General features: G+C 68.3%; 13 protein-coding genes. 3 read left to right on the forward strand and 10 right to left on the reverse strand.

From position 1 onward, the window contains the following. Positions 1-4: 4 nt before the first annotated feature. Positions 5-1,174 carry an ADP-forming succinate--CoA ligase subunit beta gene (sucC, locus tag C5C17_RS13970; protein WP_104253991.1) on the reverse strand — a complete coding sequence of 390 codons (1,170 nt, stop codon included), beginning with the start codon at positions 1,172-1,174 and terminating at the stop codon, positions 5-7. Positions 1,175-1,339: 165 nt separating this feature from the next. Further along, on the reverse strand, positions 1,340-3,799 hold the full coding sequence (locus C5C17_RS13975; protein WP_104253992.1) for an ATP-dependent helicase: 2,460 nt from the start codon (positions 3,797-3,799) through the stop codon (positions 1,340-1,342). Between the two features lie 59 nt (positions 3,800-3,858). On the opposite strand from C5C17_RS13975, the gene C5C17_RS13980 reads away from it, so the two are divergent. After that, a complete protein-coding gene (locus C5C17_RS13980) occupies positions 3,859-4,818 on the forward strand; it encodes an aldo/keto reductase (protein WP_104253993.1) in 960 nt (319 codons plus the stop codon). A 153-nt stretch (positions 4,819-4,971) separates the two neighbouring features. On the opposite strand, the gene C5C17_RS13985 is transcribed toward C5C17_RS13980, so the two are convergent. After that, positions 4,972-5,997, reverse strand: a complete 1,026-nt coding sequence (locus tag C5C17_RS13985; protein ID WP_146079187.1) for a glycerophosphodiester phosphodiesterase family protein — start codon at positions 5,995-5,997, stop codon at positions 4,972-4,974. A gap of 38 nt (positions 5,998-6,035) precedes the next feature. On the opposite strand from C5C17_RS13985, the gene C5C17_RS13990 reads away from it, so the two are divergent. Next, positions 6,036-6,455 carry a DUF3054 domain-containing protein gene (locus C5C17_RS13990; RefSeq protein ID WP_104253995.1) on the forward strand — a complete coding sequence of 140 codons (420 nt, stop codon included), beginning with the start codon at positions 6,036-6,038 and terminating at the stop codon, positions 6,453-6,455. A 108-nt stretch (positions 6,456-6,563) separates the two neighbouring features. Further along, positions 6,564-7,442 carry a Bax inhibitor-1/YccA family protein gene (locus tag C5C17_RS13995; protein WP_104253996.1) on the forward strand — a complete coding sequence of 293 codons (879 nt, stop codon included), beginning with the start codon at positions 6,564-6,566 and terminating at the stop codon, positions 7,440-7,442. An 80-nt stretch (positions 7,443-7,522) separates the two neighbouring features. Here the strand turns inward: C5C17_RS13995 and C5C17_RS14000 are convergent, their stop codons facing one another. The 7 genes from C5C17_RS14000 to guaB form a co-directional block, all read right to left on the reverse strand. Then, positions 7,523-8,413, reverse strand: a complete 891-nt coding sequence (locus tag C5C17_RS14000) for a hypothetical protein (protein ID WP_258066220.1) — start codon at positions 8,411-8,413, stop codon at positions 7,523-7,525. Positions 8,414-8,805: 392 nt separating this feature from the next. Continuing rightward, entirely contained in the window at positions 8,806-10,413 is a 1,608-nt protein-coding gene (gene guaA, locus C5C17_RS14005) for a glutamine-hydrolyzing GMP synthase (protein ID WP_104253997.1), read from the reverse strand. A 48-nt stretch (positions 10,414-10,461) separates the two neighbouring features. Further along, positions 10,462-11,001 carry a DUF3817 domain-containing protein gene (locus C5C17_RS14010; protein ID WP_104253998.1) on the reverse strand — a complete coding sequence of 180 codons (540 nt, stop codon included), beginning with the start codon at positions 10,999-11,001 and terminating at the stop codon, positions 10,462-10,464. A gap of 5 nt (positions 11,002-11,006) precedes the next feature. Continuing rightward, positions 11,007-11,957, reverse strand: a complete 951-nt coding sequence (locus C5C17_RS14015) for an SURF1 family protein (RefSeq protein WP_104253999.1) — start codon at positions 11,955-11,957, stop codon at positions 11,007-11,009. Further along, the gene (locus tag C5C17_RS14020) at positions 11,957-13,801 is read right to left on the reverse strand and encodes a glycerol-3-phosphate dehydrogenase/oxidase (RefSeq protein ID WP_104254000.1); all 1,845 of its coding nucleotides are present in this window, start codon (positions 13,799-13,801) and stop codon (positions 11,957-11,959) included. Before C5C17_RS14020 ends, C5C17_RS14015 begins: the two co-directional genes overlap by 1 nt. A 92-nt stretch (positions 13,802-13,893) precedes the next feature. Next, a complete protein-coding gene (locus C5C17_RS14025) occupies positions 13,894-15,018 on the reverse strand; it encodes a GuaB3 family IMP dehydrogenase-related protein (protein ID WP_104254001.1) in 1,125 nt (374 codons plus the stop codon). Between the two features lie 81 nt (positions 15,019-15,099). Beyond that, the gene (guaB, locus tag C5C17_RS14030) at positions 15,100-16,605 is read right to left on the reverse strand and encodes an IMP dehydrogenase (RefSeq protein ID WP_104254002.1); all 1,506 of its coding nucleotides are present in this window, start codon (positions 16,603-16,605) and stop codon (positions 15,100-15,102) included. Positions 16,606-16,709 lie beyond the last annotated feature (104 nt).

Consider the following 16,709-nt stretch of genomic DNA (forward strand, 5'->3'; position numbering starts at 1 on the left):
CGACTCAGGCGCGGGCGGCGAGTTCGGCGGCCTTGTCGGCTGCCTCGTCCATGGTGGCGACGACGGTCACGAGGGGGTGGTTCGCCTCGGCGAGGATGCGACGGCCCTCCTCGACGTTGTTGCCGTCGATGCGGACGACGATCTGCTTGGTGGCCGCGTCGCCGAGCGTGTTGAGGGCGCCCACGATGCCGTTGGCGACGGCGTCGCACGACGTGATGCCGCCGAAGACGTTCACGAAGACCGACTTGACCTGCTCGTCGCCGAGGATGACGTCGAGACCGGCGGCCATGACCTCAGCGGATGCTCCGCCTCCGATGTCGAGGAAGTTGGCGGGCTTCTGTCCGCCGTGCTTCTCGCCGGCGCCGGCGACGACGTCGAGCGTCGACATGACGAGGCCTGCGCCGTTGCCGATGATGCCGACGGATCCGTCGAGCTTCACGTAGTTGAGGTCGTGGGCCTTGGCCTTGACCTCGAGCGGGTCGAGTCCGCCTGCTGCCTCGGCGAGCGCGACGTGGTCTGCGTGACGGAACTCGGCGTTCTCGTCGATCGTGACCTTGCCGTCGAGTGCGACGATGTCGCCGCCCTTGGTGAGCACCAGCGGGTTGACCTCGACGAGCGTCGCGTCTTCCTGGTTGTACACCTCGTAGAGCTTGACGAAGACGTCGGCGACCTTCGCGACGAGCTCCTCCGGGAAGTTCGCGGCGCGCGCGATCTCTTCCGCCTTGGCTGCGTCGATGCCACGGATGGGGTCGACGGCGATGCGTGCGAGTGCCTCGGGCTTCTCGACGGCGAGCTGTTCGATCTCCATGCCGCCTTCGACGCTCGCCATGGCGAGGTACGAGCGGTTGGCACGGTCGAGGAGCACGGAGAAGTAGAACTCCTGGTCGATGTCCGCGCCCTGCGCGATCATGACCTTCTCGACGACGTGGCCCTTGATGTCGAGGCCGAGGATGGCCTCCGCAGCGGTGAACGCCTCATCTGGGGTCTTCGCGAGCTTGACGCCGCCGGCCTTGCCTCGGCCGCCGACCTTGACCTGTGCCTTGACGACGGTCACGCCACCGATCTTCTCGGCTGCGGCCTTCGCCTCCTCGGGCGTGTAGGCCACGAGTCCCTGGAGAACTGGAACACCGTGGGCGTCGAATACATCTCGCGCCTGGTACTCAAAGAGATCCACGTTTCATCCCATCCGCGACGCGTCGTCGCGTTCGTTCGCCCGAGCCTTCGGATTCTCGCGCTCGAGCCTTCAGAATTTGCAGAGCGGACCGCATCGCCGGCAGGCAGTGTGTGCCCGCCGCCCGGCTAAACACGTCCGTCGTCCAGCCTAGTGCCAGCGCGCGCCTCAGTTGGTCAGCTTCTCGATCGGTGCGAGCTTCACGAGCAACTTCTTGCGCCCGGCGCTGTCGAAGTCGACCTCCGCGATGCGTTTCGCCTCGCTGCCGAGGATCGCGCGCACCGTGCCCTCACCGAAGTCGACGTGGGAGATCCGATCGCCGGCGGCGAGCTCCATGCCGCTGTTGTCGCGCATCTGCCCTGTGACCTCGTTGATCCACTTCTGCTTCGGCTTGGCCTTGGGGGCCGTCTCTCGACCCGCATCCGAGTCTCGGAAGCGGACCGCGCTGGAGAAGCCGGCGCTGCCCGCGTCGGAGGAGCTCCTGCCGTAGCCGCCAGCCGTTCCGTAGCCTTCGCTGCCGAGCGGCTTGCGTGCTGAGGTGACAGATCGCTGCTCGTAGCCGCCGTGGCCGCCCGCGGCACCGGGTGAGACCCGCCACTCGATGAGCTCCTCGGGAATCTCCTGCAGATAGCGGCTCGGGAGCGACGCCGCGGTCTCGCCGAACTGCGAGCGCATCATCGCCAGCGAGAGGTGGAGGCGCTTGCGGGCGCGCGTGATGCCGACGTAGAACAGGCGCCGCTCTTCCGCTGGCCCGCCCGGCTCGTCGGCGGCGATGCGGTGCGGCAGCAGCTCCTCCTCGACGCCCGTGATGAAGACCGAGTCGTATTCGAGCCCCTTCGCGGTGTGGAGCGTCATGAGCACGACCGCGCCGGACTCGTCGATGAGGTCGTCTGCGGCTGCGACGAGCGCGACGTCGGTGAGGAAGTCGATGACCGAGCCGCCAGCGTTGTTCTTGTCGAACTCGGCCGCGACGGAGATGAGCTCCTCGACGTTCTCCGCGCGCGCCTCGTCCTGCGGGTTGCCGGTCTGGAGCAGTTTCTCGAGGTACCCCGTGCCCTTGACGATGGTCTTGAGCGTCTGGCTGACCGTCTTGCGGCCGGTCGGCGAGTCGATGTCGAGGCCGGCCGTCGCGTCGTCGAGCAGCTTCGCGAGCTGAGCGATCGCGCCAGTGACCTTGGGGCCGAGCCCGAGCTCGCCGGCACGTCGCATGGCGTCTCGGAACGTGATGCCGTACTTGTTCGCGAAGTCCCAGATCGCCGTCTCCGTGGCCGGGCCGATCGAGCGCTTCGGGGAGTTGAGGATGCGTCTCGTCGACATCTCGTCGGCCGGGTTGACGAGGGCGGTCAGGTAGGCGATGAGGTCTTTGATCTCGGCGCGCTCGTAGAACTTCGTGCCGCCCACGAGGCGGTACGGCACGGCGGAGCGGATGAAGATCTCCTCCAGCGCACGCGTCTGCGCGTTGGTGCGGTAGAAGACGGCCATGTCGTTGTAGCTCTGGCCGGCGTCGCGGAGCTTGTGGATCTCGTCGGCCACGAACTGCGCCTCGTCGTGCGCCGAGAACCCGGTGAAGCCGACGATCTTCGCGCCCTCGCCGCCGTCGGACCAGAGCTTCTTGTCGACGCGGTCGAAGTTGTTGCGGATGACGGCGTTGGCTGCCGAGAGGATGTTCTGTGTCGAGCGGTAGTTCTGCTCGAGCAGCACGACCTTGGCGTTCGAGAAGTCGCGCTCGAACTCGCTGATGTTGCGGATGTCGGCACCGCGGAAGGCGTAGATCGACTGGTCTGAATCTCCGACAACCGTGAGCGAGGCGCCGGGGATTCCGCCGCGCTCGTCGAGCTCCATGCGGGTGTCGTGCGGCACATGCTGTGGCTCGACCGACCTCGTGAGCTCGCGGATGAGCGAGTACTGAGCGTGGTTCGTGTCCTGGTACTCGTCGACGAGCACGTGGCGGAACCGACGCTGATACTGGGCCGCGACTTCCGGGAAGGCGCGGAGCATCCACACCGTCTGCGAGATGAGGTCGTCGAAGTCGAACGCGTTGGCGCGGCGCAGCGACTGCGTGTACTGGCGGTAGATGTCGAGGAACATCGCGTCACGGGGGTCGCTCATGTTCGCCTGGCGGGCGAAGCCGTCAACGTCGGTGAGCTCGTTCTTGAGCTTCGAGATGCGCGACTGGACGCTCGAGACGGTGAAGCCGAGCACGTCGGCCTCGAGTGACTTCACGATGCGCTTGATCAGCGCCTTCGAGTCGGCGGAGTCATAGATGGTGAAGCTCGTGGTGAAGCCGAACTTGTCTGCCTCACGGCGCAGGATGCGCACGCAGGCCGAGTGGAAGGTCGAGATCCACATGCCATCCGCAGCACCGCCCACGATGTGCTGGATGCGCTCGCGCATCTCGGCGGCGGCCTTGTTGGTGAAGGTGATCGCGAGGATCTGGCTCGGCCACGCCTCACGGGAGGCGATGAGGCCGGCGATGCGGTGGGTGAGCACTCGCGTCTTGCCGGAGCCCGCGCCCGCCACGATGAGCAGCGCGGGGCCGCGGTAGGTGACGGCTTCCTTCTGTTGCGGATTGAGTCCGTCGAGGAGGTCGTTTTCAGAGGGATCGAAGACTGGTGGCAGTAGCGTCATGACTCGTTGATTGTAGGTGCGGCCACCGACATCTCGTGGGCAGCTAGAAGGGAATCACCTTGACCACGCAGCTCTCCCCCGCCCGCCGCGCGCTCGGCGGAACGCTCTCCGTCTCCCCCGTCGCGCTCGGTGGCAACGTGTTCGGCTGGACTGCCGACCGCGACGCTTCGTTCGCGATCCTCGACGGCTACGTCGAGGCGGGTGGCAACTTCATCGACACCGCCGACGTCTATTCGGCTTGGATCCCCGGCAACTCCGGGGCCGAGTCCGAGACGATCATCGGCGAGTGGCTCCGCTCGCGCGGCCGCCCGGAGGATCTGGTCATCGCGACCAAGGTCGCGCAGTACGACAAGCGGCCCGGACTCAGTGCCGACAACGTGCGCGCCGCGGTCGACGACAGCCTCGGGCGCCTCGGCGTGGAGCAGATCGACCTCTACTACGCGCACCGAGACGACCCGGAGACGCCCGTCGCCGAGACGGCGGGGGTCTTCTCCGAACTCGTCGATGCCGGCAAGATCAAGGCCATCGGCGTCTCGAACTACTCCCCGGCGCGCCTGCGCGAATGGCTCTCCGCCGTCGAGAGCAACCAGCTGCACCAGCCCGCGGCCCTGCAGCCCGAGTACAACCTCCTCGAGCGTGACATCGAGGGCGAGCTCCTGCCCCTGGCCCGTGAGGCCGGCCTCGGGGTCGTCCCGTACTTCGCGCTCGCGCACGGCTTCCTGACCGGGAAGTACCGCAAGGACGTCGAGGTCGACTCGGCCCGTGCGAGCTCCGTGGAGCACTACCGCACCGACCGCGGCTACGCGATCGTGGATGCGGTTGCGGACATCGCGCAGGCTCACGGCACCCAGCCGGGAACGGTCGCGCTCGCCTGGCTCGCTGCTCAGCCCGGCGTCGTCTCCCCGATCGCAAGCGCCCGCACCGCTGAGCAGCTGCCGCTCATCACGGACGCGTTCACGCTGGCGCTCACGGACGACGAGCTGCGCACGCTCGACCGCGTCTCCGCGAAGGTCTCCTAGGCGCAGTCAGCGCCCGGCTCGCCCCTCGCTCGGCCAGAGAAGTGCGAGAGATGCAGGCTCCCGGCCTCGGGGACCTGCATCTCTCGCACGTTTCGTCCGGGTGAGGAGAGGCGGGGAGGGGAGGATGCCTGTGCGCGGGCGCTGGTGTGATCGCTACGCGCGCGGCGTCTGCGCATCGATGAGCGCGCGAACGCGGTCGGGCGCATCCGCGAAGACGCCGTCGACACCCGTGCGCAGGATGCCCTGCCAGTACGTCTCGGGGCGACCCGCGAGAGCCTGCGGCAAGAACACGTCCTCAGGTCGCAGGGTCCACGTGTACACCGCGAGGCCGCGGGCGTGGGCGCGCTCGACCAGCCTCCGGCCAGCCTGTGGATGCGCGGCGTCGGCCTCGTCGCGCACCCCGAGCAGCAGGTGGCTGGGGCTGATGCCGTCCGCCCACTCCGCAACCGCATCCAGCCCTGGACTCGTCAGGTCGCTCGCGTAGCTCTGCGCGTGGGCGCCATCCCGGGCGAGCCGATCATGCGGCACACCCTCGCTCTCGAGCAGGTAGACCAGCGATGCGTCGGCCGCGACCCCCCGCCGTCGAACGTCGCGCAGCACGTCGCCCTCGAAGCTCTCGATGACGAGGCCCTCGAGCGCGGGTGAGCCCCACAGCCCGGCCAGCTCTCGTTCGAGCAGCGCCGCCAGATCGAACCCGAGCCCACGGAACCAGCTGGCGTGCTTGAGCTCGATCACCAGGCGTGGCCGTGCTCCAGCCGTGGTCCGCTCGTGCTCCACCAGCTGGACGAGCTCGCGAAGGCGCATCAGCGCTGACGTCCCGTTGCAGACGGTGTTGGCGGGGCGGATACGAGGGATGCGCTCGAGTGCCCGAAGCGACCCGAGCTGCTCCCAGGTGAAGTCGTGCGCGAACCAGTCGGTGAGCATCCCATCCGGTGTCGACAGGGTGCGAGCGGGCCCGAACTCGGTCGTGCGTGCGGCGATGTCGGTGCTGGCCCCGAGCATGGGCTCGTGGCGGACGAGCAGCACGCCGTCGCGGGTCGGGACGACATCCGGTTCGAGCGCATCAGCGCCCTGCCGCACGGCGAGGAGGTACCCCTCGGCCGTGTGCTCCGGCCGATACGCGGGCGCACCGCGGTGGCCGATGAGCATGGGGCACTTGTGCTGGTTTGGCGCGTTCACGCGCGCAGTGTGCCGGACCCAGGCGTACGGTTGGTGTCATGCGGCGAACACGTTCGGTCTATCGCGCTGGCGGCGGCTACGCGCTCCCCCTCATCGTCGATCTCCTCCTCGTCGTGGTGTTCGCGATCATCGGGCGGATGAGCCACGCAGAGGGCCTCTCCCTCGCGGGAATCGTGACGACGGGTTGGCCGTTCGTCCTGGGCCTGCTTTTCGCCTGGGTGCTCGTGACGCTCTTCCGCTGGAAGCCCTGGCGCCCGTTCCCGGCCGGCGTCTCCGTGTGGGTCGTGACCGTCGGCGGCGGAATGCTGCTGCGCCTCACGATCGGCGACACCGCCGAGGTCGCCTTCATCATCGTCGCCTCCATCGTGCTCGGCGCGTTCCTCCTCCTGCCGCGTCTGCTCCTCGGCACCGGCCGCGACGCCCGCTCGACGAGCGACGCGAGGACCGCCGTCCGCTGAGGGCGCACACCTCCAAGTCGTATTCACGAACTCTTTCGTTAGAATCCCGGCAACCCCGTCTCTGGCGGGCATCTTGACCTTCGAGACAGAACGGACTCACGGACAGCCATGGCGAATTCCGCGCTAGAACGCAACCCCTACTTCAACGGGGAGGCACGCAGGCAGCACGGCCAACAGTTCGGCCAGGCGCCCACCGCTCCCTCCTACGGCAACACGCCGTCCGCGTCGGCTTATGGGCAGCAGCCTCCCGCGCCGCTCACCGCCGACCAGCTGAACGCCCAGTTCCAGGCACCGTCCGCGACACCCGACCAGATGGAGCGGATGTCCTACGAGGACACCATCGCGAAGACCGCTGGCCTCTTCGGCATCGTGCTCGTCGCGGCTGCTGTCGCCTGGTTCGTGCCGATGCTCATGATCATCGGTGCGATCGGCGCGCTCGTGCTCTCGCTCGTGCTCGCGTTCCAGCGCGAGCCCAAGACGGGCCTCATCTTCGCGTTCGCCGCGGCAGAGGGCCTCCTCGTCGGTGGCCTCTCCTCGATCCTCGAGGGGATGTTCCCGGGCATCGCCATGCAGGCGGTCCTCGCGACGTTCTCCGTGGTCGCCGTGACCCTCGTGCTGTTCCGCTTCGGCAAGGTCCGCACCTCGCCGCGCATGACCAAGATCGTGCTCGTCGCGATGCTCGGCTACGCGCTCTTCTCGCTCATCAACTTCGGCATGATGATGTTCGGCTTCGAGAGCGCCGCCGGCCCGTGGGGCATGCGCTCCATGGAGGTCTTCGGCATCCCGCTCGGCGTGATCCTCGGCATCTTCGCCGTCCTCATGGGCGCCTACATGCTCGTCATGGACTTCGAGCTCATCAAGAACGGCGTCGAGGGTGGCGCTCCCCGCAAGTACGGCTGGATCGGCGCGTACAGCCTCGTCTCCACCGTCGTGTTCATCTACGTGGAGATCATCCGCGTGCTGGCCATCCTGCGCGGCAACAACTAGCGCAGCACATCCGCTGGCGCACAAGAAGGGCCGCTCCGAGAGGAGCGGCCCTTCTTGCAGCCGACGTGCGGTGCGTGGCCTTACCGGCGCACTGGCAGCGTCCGGTCGTCGAACCCAGCGTCGGGATCGACGTCGAGGAGGTAGAGCTCGTCTTCGCCGACGAGCTTGTTGCGCACCGCGTAGTCCACGAGGCGCGCGCGCCGGTTGGTCGCGTACGAGCGAGCACCGCCGCGGAGGCCTTCCACGCCGATACGGTCGAGCTTCTCGCACACGTTGTCGAGCTTGCGGTTGAAGGCGGTGACGGTCCAGCCGAGGCGTTCAGCGGCGCGAGCGCTCGTGGGGATGTCTCCGAGCCCGTGTTCGCCTCGCAGCAGCACCGATTCGCAGAGCGCGAGCAGCAGGAGGCGCTGTGCGGGGGTCAACGCGAGGTGCGTCAGCTCGCGCCCGGCGGCCTCCGGAACTGAGCCGGGTCCGCCCGGCAGATCCATGTACACCGGTGAGGCGGCGTGCACCTTGACCTCGTAGTGGCGCTCGCCGGCGGAGAAGTGGATGCTCGTGCGTTCGAAGACGATCGGGAGGTGCGCGCCGGGCAGCAGTCGCCCTTGGACGCGCCCCGAGCCGTCGACGACGCTGAGCGTCATCCGGGTCCCGATGTTCGACACGAACCAGAGCCCGTCCTTCGCGGCGATGCGAAGCAGCTTGCGGTGCAGGAACGGGTTCGCGTCGAGGCGGATGTCCGCGTCGCGTCCGATCTCGATGCGCTCGCCTGGCCGCACCGATGCCCATTGGCCCTGGTACTCGACGGAGAGGCCGTGTTCGGGGTCGGTCTCGAGGAGCTGACCTGCGGCGTCCTGCAGCAGCTCATGGTCGACGAGGTGGCCCGAGGTCGTGTCCTCGCGCTGGGGCGTCGAGATCAGCCCGGTGTCGGCGGGTACCTGGGGAAGCGGGTCGGCTGGGAAACGTGGTGCCATGTCGCGAACTCTCTGAGCGGGGAGGTGAAGTTGCACATCTGGGAACCCCACAACCATGCCACCACCCAACGAGCGGCACTAGCCTCGATTCGACTACCAAACAGGCATTTTCCCCCGTCCGGGCACCAGGGAATCTCGATTCGGAAATCCGGAATCCCCGGCGCGGAAACCGAAAACCTTTCGTCTCCTCGGTTTTGATCACCCCTACCAGGCATTTGTGTCCGGGCACATTTGCCCGGTGCTTTGCACCCCCACAGGGGCCGACCGCCTCCGTGCGGTGACCCCGAAACGCTGCCATCGCGACCTTGCTCAGATTTCAGCTGATCTGGCACAGAATGCACGAGCGGGGATGCACAGTGTGCATCCCCGCTCGTGTCAGCCCTCGCTGCGGACTACTCCCACTCGATGGTTCCCGGCGGCTTCGACGTGACATCGAGCACCACCCGGTTCACGTCGTCGACCTCGTTCGTGATGCGGTTCGAGATGCGGGCGAGCAGGTCGTAGGGCAGGCGCGTCCAGTCGGCCGTCATGGCGTCCTCGCTGGAGACGGGACGCAGCACGATGGGGTGCCCGTACGTGCGACCGTCACCCTGCACGCCCACGGAGCGGACGTCGGCGAGCAGCACCACCGGGCACTGCCAGATCTCCGTGTCGAGCCCAGCTGCGGTCAGCTCCTGACGCACGATCGCGTCTGCCTCGCGCAGCAGGTCGAGCCGCTCCTGCGTGACCTCGCCGATGATGCGAATGCCGAGCCCCGGACCGGGGAACGGCTGGCGAGCGACGATGGGCTCGGGAACTCCGAGCTCGCGGCCAACGGCGCGTACCTCATCCTTGAAGAGCGTCCGGAGCGGCTCGACGAGCTCGAACTGCATGTCTTCCGGCAGGCCGCCCACGTTGTGGTGGCTCTTGATGTTGGCCGTGCCGGTGCCGCCGCCGGACTCGACGACGTCAGGATAGAGCGTGCCCTGGACGAGGAAGCGGATGCGCTCCCCCGACTCCTGCGCTTCCTTGATGAGGTCGACCTCGGCCTGCTCGAAGCTGCGGATGAACTCGCGGCCGATCGTCTTGCGCTTGTCCTCCGGATCGGTGATGCCCGCGAGAGCCGTGAGGAACTGCTCGCGTGCATCCACCGTCACGAGGCGCACGCCGATAGCGTCGACGAAGTCCTCCTCGACCTGACGGCGCTCGTCCTGACGCAGCAGGCCGTGGTCGACGAACACGCACGTGAGCTGGTCGCCGACGGCCTTGTAGACGAGGGCGGCAGCCACTGCGGAGTCGACGCCGCCGGAGAGGCCGCAGATGACCTTGGCGTCGCCGATCTGCTCGCGGATGCGAGCGACCTGCTCATCGATGACCGATGCGGGGGTCCAGTCGCTTGGAATGCCAGCGGCCCGGTGCAGGAAGCCCTCGAGGAGCGCCTGGCCGTGCTCCGAGTGCAGCACCTCGGGGTGCCACTGCACCCCGTAGAGGGCGCGCTCGGTGTTCTGGAACGCCGCCACGGGGGTGTCCTCCGTCGTGGCGAGCACCGTGAAGCCCTCTGGCGCGCGGGCGACGGAGTCGCCGTGGCTCATCCACACGGTCTGCTCATCCGGCTGGCCGTCGAGCAGGCTCGACTCGCCACCCTCGAGTTTCACCGCGGTGGAGCCGTACTCGCGACGACCGGTCTTCGCGACCTCGCCACCGAGCTGCGTCGCCATGACCTGGAAGCCGTAGCAGATACCGAGCGTCGGCACTCCGAGGTCGAGGATGCCCGAGTCGAGCGACGGAGCCGCCTCGGCGTACACGCTGGAGGGACCGCCCGAGAGGATGATGCCGACGGGGTTCTTCGCGGCCACCTCCTCGGCCGAGATGGTGTGCGGCACGATCTCGGAGTAGACGCTCGCTTCGCGGACGCGCCGAGCGATGAGCTGCGCGTACTGCGCGCCGAAGTCGACGACGAGCACTGGGCGCTGATCTGTCGACTGCTGCGGAGCTGTGGCCTGCGGGTCGGTGGTTGCCATGGACACCTTTCGGGTGGTGCGGAGAGTGCGGCTGGGAAAGTTGGCGCGCTAGTTCGCGCGGCGCTGGTGTTCAGCGAGTGACTGCTGCACGTCGCTCTCGAGCTGCTCGCGCTCCGACTCGCTCAGGCTCGCCTCGAAGTCGCGGAGCTTCTGCTCCTCACCGGCGGCGGTGAGTCGCTGTTCTTCTCGCAGCACGAGGTCGCGCTTCGCTCGACGCGACATGAACCATTCGGTGACGAACGACAGGAACGGCACGACGCCCCCGGCCGCCATGGCGAGGAGCCAGACGATGGGCCAGCGCATCTGCTGCCAGAGCACGTAGGAGGCGACGAGGTAGACGACGTAGAACCAGCCGTGCACGATGAGCACCCACAGGCTCAGGTTGAGCGCGGTCGTCGTGCCCTCCTGGACGAGCGCGATGATCCCGAACGGGCCGAACGCCTCGACCTCGAGGTGGAAGGCGTACTTGAGGAACATCTCGATGCACAGCAGGAGCAGGAGGATGCCGGTCACGTACGCCGTCACCTGGTAGAAGCGGAGCGCCCGGCGGAAACCGGGGTTGGCGTTCAAGAGGGCGTCGTGAGGCATGGCCTCTAGTCTAGGCGAAGGGCCTCGCCCTTCGTTCGCTCGTCGAGCATGGCCTTCAGTCGGTCGCGCTTGAGCTGCTCGGCGAGCACGCTCGGCGCTTCAGCCGCCTCCTGGCGCTCCTTCTCGTATTCGTCGCGAGCGAGCCGCCACCACATGAAGATCGCGAACCCGGCGAAGAGCGCCCACTCGATGGCGTAGAAGATGTTCAGCCAGTTGAGCTGCGGGGCCTCGAGAGCCTGCGGCGTGATGGCCTCGAGCTCACCGGCGCCAGCAGCTGAACCGAGGACGGCCAGCATCGAGGACTCGTCGAGGCTCACGTAGACGCCGTAGTTCTGCGCGGCCGGCTCTGCCCAGCGATTGATGAGGTGCGTGGGCGCCATGGCCGTGAGGGCCTGCGCGTCGTCGCCGCGATTGACCTGCGGCGCCTGCCCGTACTCGAGCCGCCCGGACAGCGCCAGCTCCCCGTCGCCGGCCGCTGACTGCAGCCTCGTCGCGAGGTCGCGCGCCGACCCCTCGTCGTCCGTCCACCCGACAGCGACGGCAAGCCCTGGGTCCTCGTCAGCCGCGCCGGACCCGCCGGCCCCATCGTCCGTGACCGCCACGTGCCCGATCACCCAGTAGCCGAGCCGCTCCCCCTGGAGGCGTTCGGCGACGACATCGAAATCCCGCGCGTCCACGACGCCGGCGAAGGTGACCTGCCGGCCGACGGCCGCATCTGCGACCCGCTCCTGCGGTTGCGCCAGCTCCCCGAGACCCACGGGCGGCTGCGTCGCCTCCTGGGCGACGGTCCTGCCGTGCTCGAGCGAGAGGAACGCGGATTCAAGCTGCCAGCGCCCGAGCCACGCGAAGACCGACGCGACGACGAGTGCGAGGGCAAGCACGCCCAACCACTTCGGGCGAACGAGCACTCGACCCATCGACGGCGGCGCGGGATGAGCGCGGGCAGCTTCGTACATCAGGACTTCTGGGCGTCCTTCGACTCGGCCTTGACCGTCGCGGCCTCGACGTCCGCGGTCTCGTCGACCTCGATCATCGGCAGGGCCGGGGCGGTTCCGAACGGCGTGTTGTCGCCGGCGTGGCCGAGGACGGAATCGATGTCGGGAGCTTCGAGGCGGATGCGGTCGGCGGACTCGTCGTCGGGCTGCTCCTGGCTCGCGATCTCGGCGGCCACTCGCTCGACGTAGGTGTCGATCTCGCGCTGCGTGCGCTCCTCGTCCCAGCCGAGTGCGTCCGCCATGAGGCGCGCGGCGACCGGAGCTGCGGAGATGCCGCGGTCCCACGCTTCGATGGAGATGCGGGTGCGGCGTGCGAGCACGTCGTCGAGGTGCAGGGCACCCTCGTGAGTTGCCGCGTACGTGACCTCCGCCTGCAGGTAGTCGTCGGCGCCTGGCATGGGCTCCGCCAGCTTCGGGTTCTGGCGGATGAGGTCGAGGATCTCGTCCGTCAGCGTTCCGTAGCGGTTGAGGAGGTGCTCGATGCGCACGCGGTGCAGTCCGAAGGCGCGGGCGATCTTGCCGCGACGGTTCCAGGCGGCCTTGTAGCCGACGGCGCCGAGCAGCGGGATGTCCTTGGTGGTCGAGGCGGGGATCTTGCCGTCGAGCGCATCCGCTGCCGCGTCGATCGCGTCCTTCGCCATGATGCGGTAGGTCGTGTACTTGCCGCCGGCGATGAGCACGAGGCCGGGCACGGAGTGCGCCACCAGGTGCTCGCGGGAGAGCTTCGAGGTCTCATCCGACTCGCCGGAGAGCAGCGGTCGAAGGCCCGCGTAGACGCCCTCGACGTCGGCTCGCGTGAGCTTCACGGCGAGGACCTCGTTGACGTGCTTCAGGATGTAGTCGATGTCGGCGGCCGTCGCGGCGGGGTGCGCCTTGTCGAGCTTCCAGTCGGTGTCTGTCGTGCCGATGATCCAGTGGCGGCCGTTCGGGATGACGAACAGGACGCTCTTCTCCGTGCGGAGGAGGAGGCCGGACGCCGACTGGAAGCGGTCGCGGGGCACGACGAGGTGGACGCCCTTGGAGGCGCGGACCCGGAAGGAGGCACGCTCGCCGACCATCTTGTTGGTGTCGTCGGTCCAGACTCCGGTGGCGTTCACGACCTGCTTCGCGCGGATCTCGAAGCGCTCGCCGGTCTCGAGGTCGACGACCTGGGCGCCGACGACGCGCTGGCCGACCTTGAGGAAGCCCTCGACTCGCACGCGCGGCGCGACGTGGGCGCCGTAGAAGGATGCGGTGCGGGCGAGGACCGCGACGAACCGCGCGTCGTCGACGCCAGCGTCGTAGTAGGTGAGCCCGCCCGAGAACGAGTTCTTGGACAGACCGGGAGACATCTTCGCGACCTGGCTGCGCGTGTAGTGGCGGTGCATGGGCACGCCCGGCTTGACCTCTCCGGTCTTCGCGAAGAGGTCGTACATGAGCATGCCGGCGCCGATGTAGAACCGCTCGAGCGGGTTCTTCAGCGGGTAGAGGAAGCGGATGGGCTTCACGAGGTGAGGGGCGAGGCGCTGCAGGAGGAGGCCGCGCTCGAGCAGCGCTTCCCGCACGAGGCTGAAGTTCATCTGCTCGAGGTACCGGATGCCGCCGTGGATGAGCTTCGACGAACGGCTCGACGTGCCGGAGGCGAAGTCGCGCGCCTCGACCATGCCGACGCTGAGGCCTCGGGTGACGGCATCGAGAGCGGCACCCGCACCGACGACGCCGCCGCCGACGACGAGCACGTCGAGGTTCTTGGTCTTGAGGGACTCGATCGCCGCAGCACGTTCCTGTGGGCCGAGCTTGTCGCTTCGAGAGACGCTGTTCGCCATAACCTGCTCCTCGTTCTCAGTTGCTGCTTGTAGGGGAAGTCTGAACGCTCAACCTTTGACCGAGCCGTCAGCCGGCCCGACCGCGGCTCCGGCTACGCCGTCGGCGTGTAGGGGGCGACGACCATCTCTGCCCGCTGGAACTCCTTGAGCCCCGAGTAGCCGGTCGTCGCCATCGAGTGGCGGAGGGCGCCGGTGAGGTTCGAGATGCCGTCGGCGCTGTCGGCGGGGCCCGCGACGATCTCTGCCATGGGTGCCACCTGCCCGACCTGCACGCGGTTTCCGCGCGGGAGCTTCTCGTGGCGCGCCTCGGCACCCCAGTGCCAGCCGCGGCCTGGCGCATCCGTCGCACGGGCGAGGGCCGCGCCGATCATGACCGCGTCGGCGCCGGAGGCGATCGCCTTGACGAGGTCGCCGGACGTGCCGATGCCGCCATCCGCGATGACGTGCACGTAGCGTCCACCCGACTCGTCGAGGTAGTCGCGTCGAGCACCCGCGACGTCGGCGATGGCCGTCGCCATCGGGGCGTGGATGCCGAGCACGCGACGCGTGGTCGACGCCGCCCCCCCGCCGAAGCCGACGAGCACGCCGGCGGCGCCCGTGCGCATGAGGTGCAGGGCAGCCGTGTACGTGGCGGCTCCGCCGACGATGACGGGCACGTCGAGCTCGTAGATGAACTGCTTGAGGTTCAGGGGCTCCTGGTTGTGCGAGACGTGCTCGGCCGACACCGTGGTGCCGCGGATGACGAAGAGGTCGGTGCCGGCCTCGAGGACGTCGTTCATGAACTGCTGCGTCCGCTGCGGGGACAGCGCACCTGCCGCGGGCACACCGGCCTCGCGGATCTGCTGCAGGCGCTCCTTGATGAGCGTGCCCTTGACGGGCTCGCGGTAGATCTCCTGGAGCTTGGCGGTCGCCTGCTTCGCAGGCAGGTCCGCGATCTGCGCGAGCAGTGGGGCTGGGTCGTCGTAGCGAGTCCACAGGCCCTCGAGGTCGAGCACGCCGAGGCCGCCGAGCTTGCCGAAGCCGATCGCCGTCTCTGGCGACATGACCGAGTCCATGGGGGCTGCGATGAGCGGGATGTCGAACGTGAACGCATCGATCTTCCACGTGATGGAGACATCCTCCGGGTCACGGGTTCGCCGGGATGGCACGATCGCCACATCGTCGAAGGAGTACACGCGGCGGGCTCGCTTTGCGCGGCCGATCTCGATCTCAGTCACCTGCCTAGCCTAGCCCTCCCCCGTGCCCGCTGCTGCGGCGCGGCGGCGGGGAGCCCCCGACGCACCGCGCCACTGCGACAGCTAGCGACGGTAGTTCGGCGCTTCCGACACCATCTGCACGTCGTGCGGGTGGGACTCCTTCAGTCCAGCAGGCGTGATGCGCACGAAGCGCCCCTTCGCCTTGAGCTCGGCCACCGTGCGAGCGCCGACGTAGAACATCGACTGGCGCAGGCCACCCGTGAGCTGGAACACCGACTGGCGGATGGAGCCGCGGTACGCGACCTTGCCCTCGATGCCCTCCGCGATGAGCTCGTCGTCGCTCGGGACATCCGCCTGGAAGTAGCGGTCCTTCGAGTACGACGTGCGCTCGCCGCGCGACTGCAGGGCACCGAGCGAGCCCATGCCGCGGTAGCTCTTGAACTGCTTGCCGTTGACGAAGATGAGGTCGCCTGGCGACTCGTCCGTGCCGGCCAGCAGCGAGCCCACCATGACAGCCGACGCGCCCGCGACAAGCGCCTTCGCGATCTCACCGGAGTACTGCAGGCCGCCGTCCGCGATGACCGGAACGCCTGCGGGAGTCGCCGCGAGCGAGGCCTCGTAGACGGCCGTGACCTGCGGCACGCCGACGCCGGCCACGATGCGCGTGGTGCAGATGGAGCCGGGACCGACGCCGACCTTGACCGCGTCGGCACCAGCATCCACGAGCGCCTGAGCTCCCTCGCGGGTCGCGACGTTGCCGCCCACGACCTGCACGTGCCCGAGGACCGGGTCGCTCTTGAGGCGGCGGATCATGTCGAGCACGCCGGCGGACTGGCCGTTGGCCGTGTCGACGACGAGCACGTCGACCCCGGCGGCCACGAGGCGCTCGGCGCGCTCCCAGCCATCTCCGAAGAATCCGATGGCCGCTCCGACGCGCAGTCGCCCGGCGTCGTCCTTCGTCGCGTTCGGGTACTTGTCGCTCTTGTCGAAGTCCTTCACCGTGATGAGGCCGGCGAGCTTGCCCTCTCCGTCGATGAGCGGGAGCTTCTCGATACGGTGCTTGCCGAGCAGCTTGTAGGCGTCGTCGCCGGAGATGCCGACGGGTGCCGTCACGAGGCCCTCACCGGTCATGACCTCGTGCACGCGAGTCGACCGCTTCTCGGACTCCGGGACGAAGCGCATGTCGCGGTTCGAGATGATGCCGACGAGCTTGCCGGTGACCTCGTCGACCACGGGGAGGCCGGAGACCCGGTACTGCCCGCAGATCTCGTCGACCTCCGCGACGGTGGCGTTCGGCGTCGTCGTGACCGGGTTCGTCACCATTCCGGACTCGGACCGCTTGACTCGGTCGACCATCTCGACCTGGTCGTCGATCGACAGGTTGCGGTGCAGGATGCCCATGCCGCCCTGGCGCGCCATGGCGATCGCCATGCGAGCCTCCGTGACCGTGTCCATCGCCGCCGAGACGAGCGGCACGCGCAGGGTGATGCCGCGAGTGAGCTGCGTCGTCGTATCGACCTCAGACGGGATGACGTCGGTGTGCCCCGGGAGCAGCAGCACATCGTCGTAGGTCAATCCGGTGAAGCCAAAGGGGTCCGACTCGGTCATTACGCTCCAGGAGGTATCTGGGATGCGCCGTTCGGCGGCATCCGCGTGTGTGGGGAAACAGCTCAGTGGTGGTGGAACAGCGCGAGCACCGGACGCATTCCCGG

The organism is Pseudoclavibacter sp. RFBA6 (assembly GCF_002931575.1).
GTDB classification, from domain to species: Bacteria; Actinomycetota; Actinomycetes; order Actinomycetales; family Microbacteriaceae; genus Pseudoclavibacter; species Pseudoclavibacter terrae.

Excerpts from the sequence above, each read along its gene's own strand:
- C5C17_RS13975 (WP_104253992.1), bottom strand. The coding sequence starts at position 3,799 with ATGACGCTACTGCCACCAGTCTTCGATCCCTCTGAAAACGACCTCCTC.
- C5C17_RS13990 (WP_104253995.1), top strand. The coding sequence starts at position 6,036 with ATGCGGCGAACACGTTCGGTCTATCGCGCTGGCGGCGGCTACGCGCTC.
- C5C17_RS13995 (WP_104253996.1), top strand. The coding sequence starts at position 6,564 with ATGGCGAATTCCGCGCTAGAACGCAACCCCTACTTCAACGGGGAGGCA.
- C5C17_RS14000 (WP_258066220.1), bottom strand. The coding sequence starts at position 8,413 with ATGGCACCACGTTTCCCAGCCGACCCGCTTCCCCAGGTACCCGCCGAC.
- guaA (WP_104253997.1), bottom strand. The coding sequence starts at position 10,413 with ATGGCAACCACCGACCCGCAGGCCACAGCTCCGCAGCAGTCGACAGAT.
- C5C17_RS14010 (WP_104253998.1), bottom strand. The coding sequence starts at position 11,001 with ATGCCTCACGACGCCCTCTTGAACGCCAACCCCGGTTTCCGCCGGGCG.
- C5C17_RS14015 (WP_104253999.1), bottom strand. The coding sequence starts at position 11,957 with ATGTACGAAGCTGCCCGCGCTCATCCCGCGCCGCCGTCGATGGGTCGA.
- C5C17_RS14020 (WP_104254000.1), bottom strand. The coding sequence starts at position 13,801 with ATGGCGAACAGCGTCTCTCGAAGCGACAAGCTCGGCCCACAGGAACGT.
- guaB (WP_104254002.1), bottom strand. The coding sequence starts at position 16,605 with ATGACCGAGTCGGACCCCTTTGGCTTCACCGGATTGACCTACGACGAT.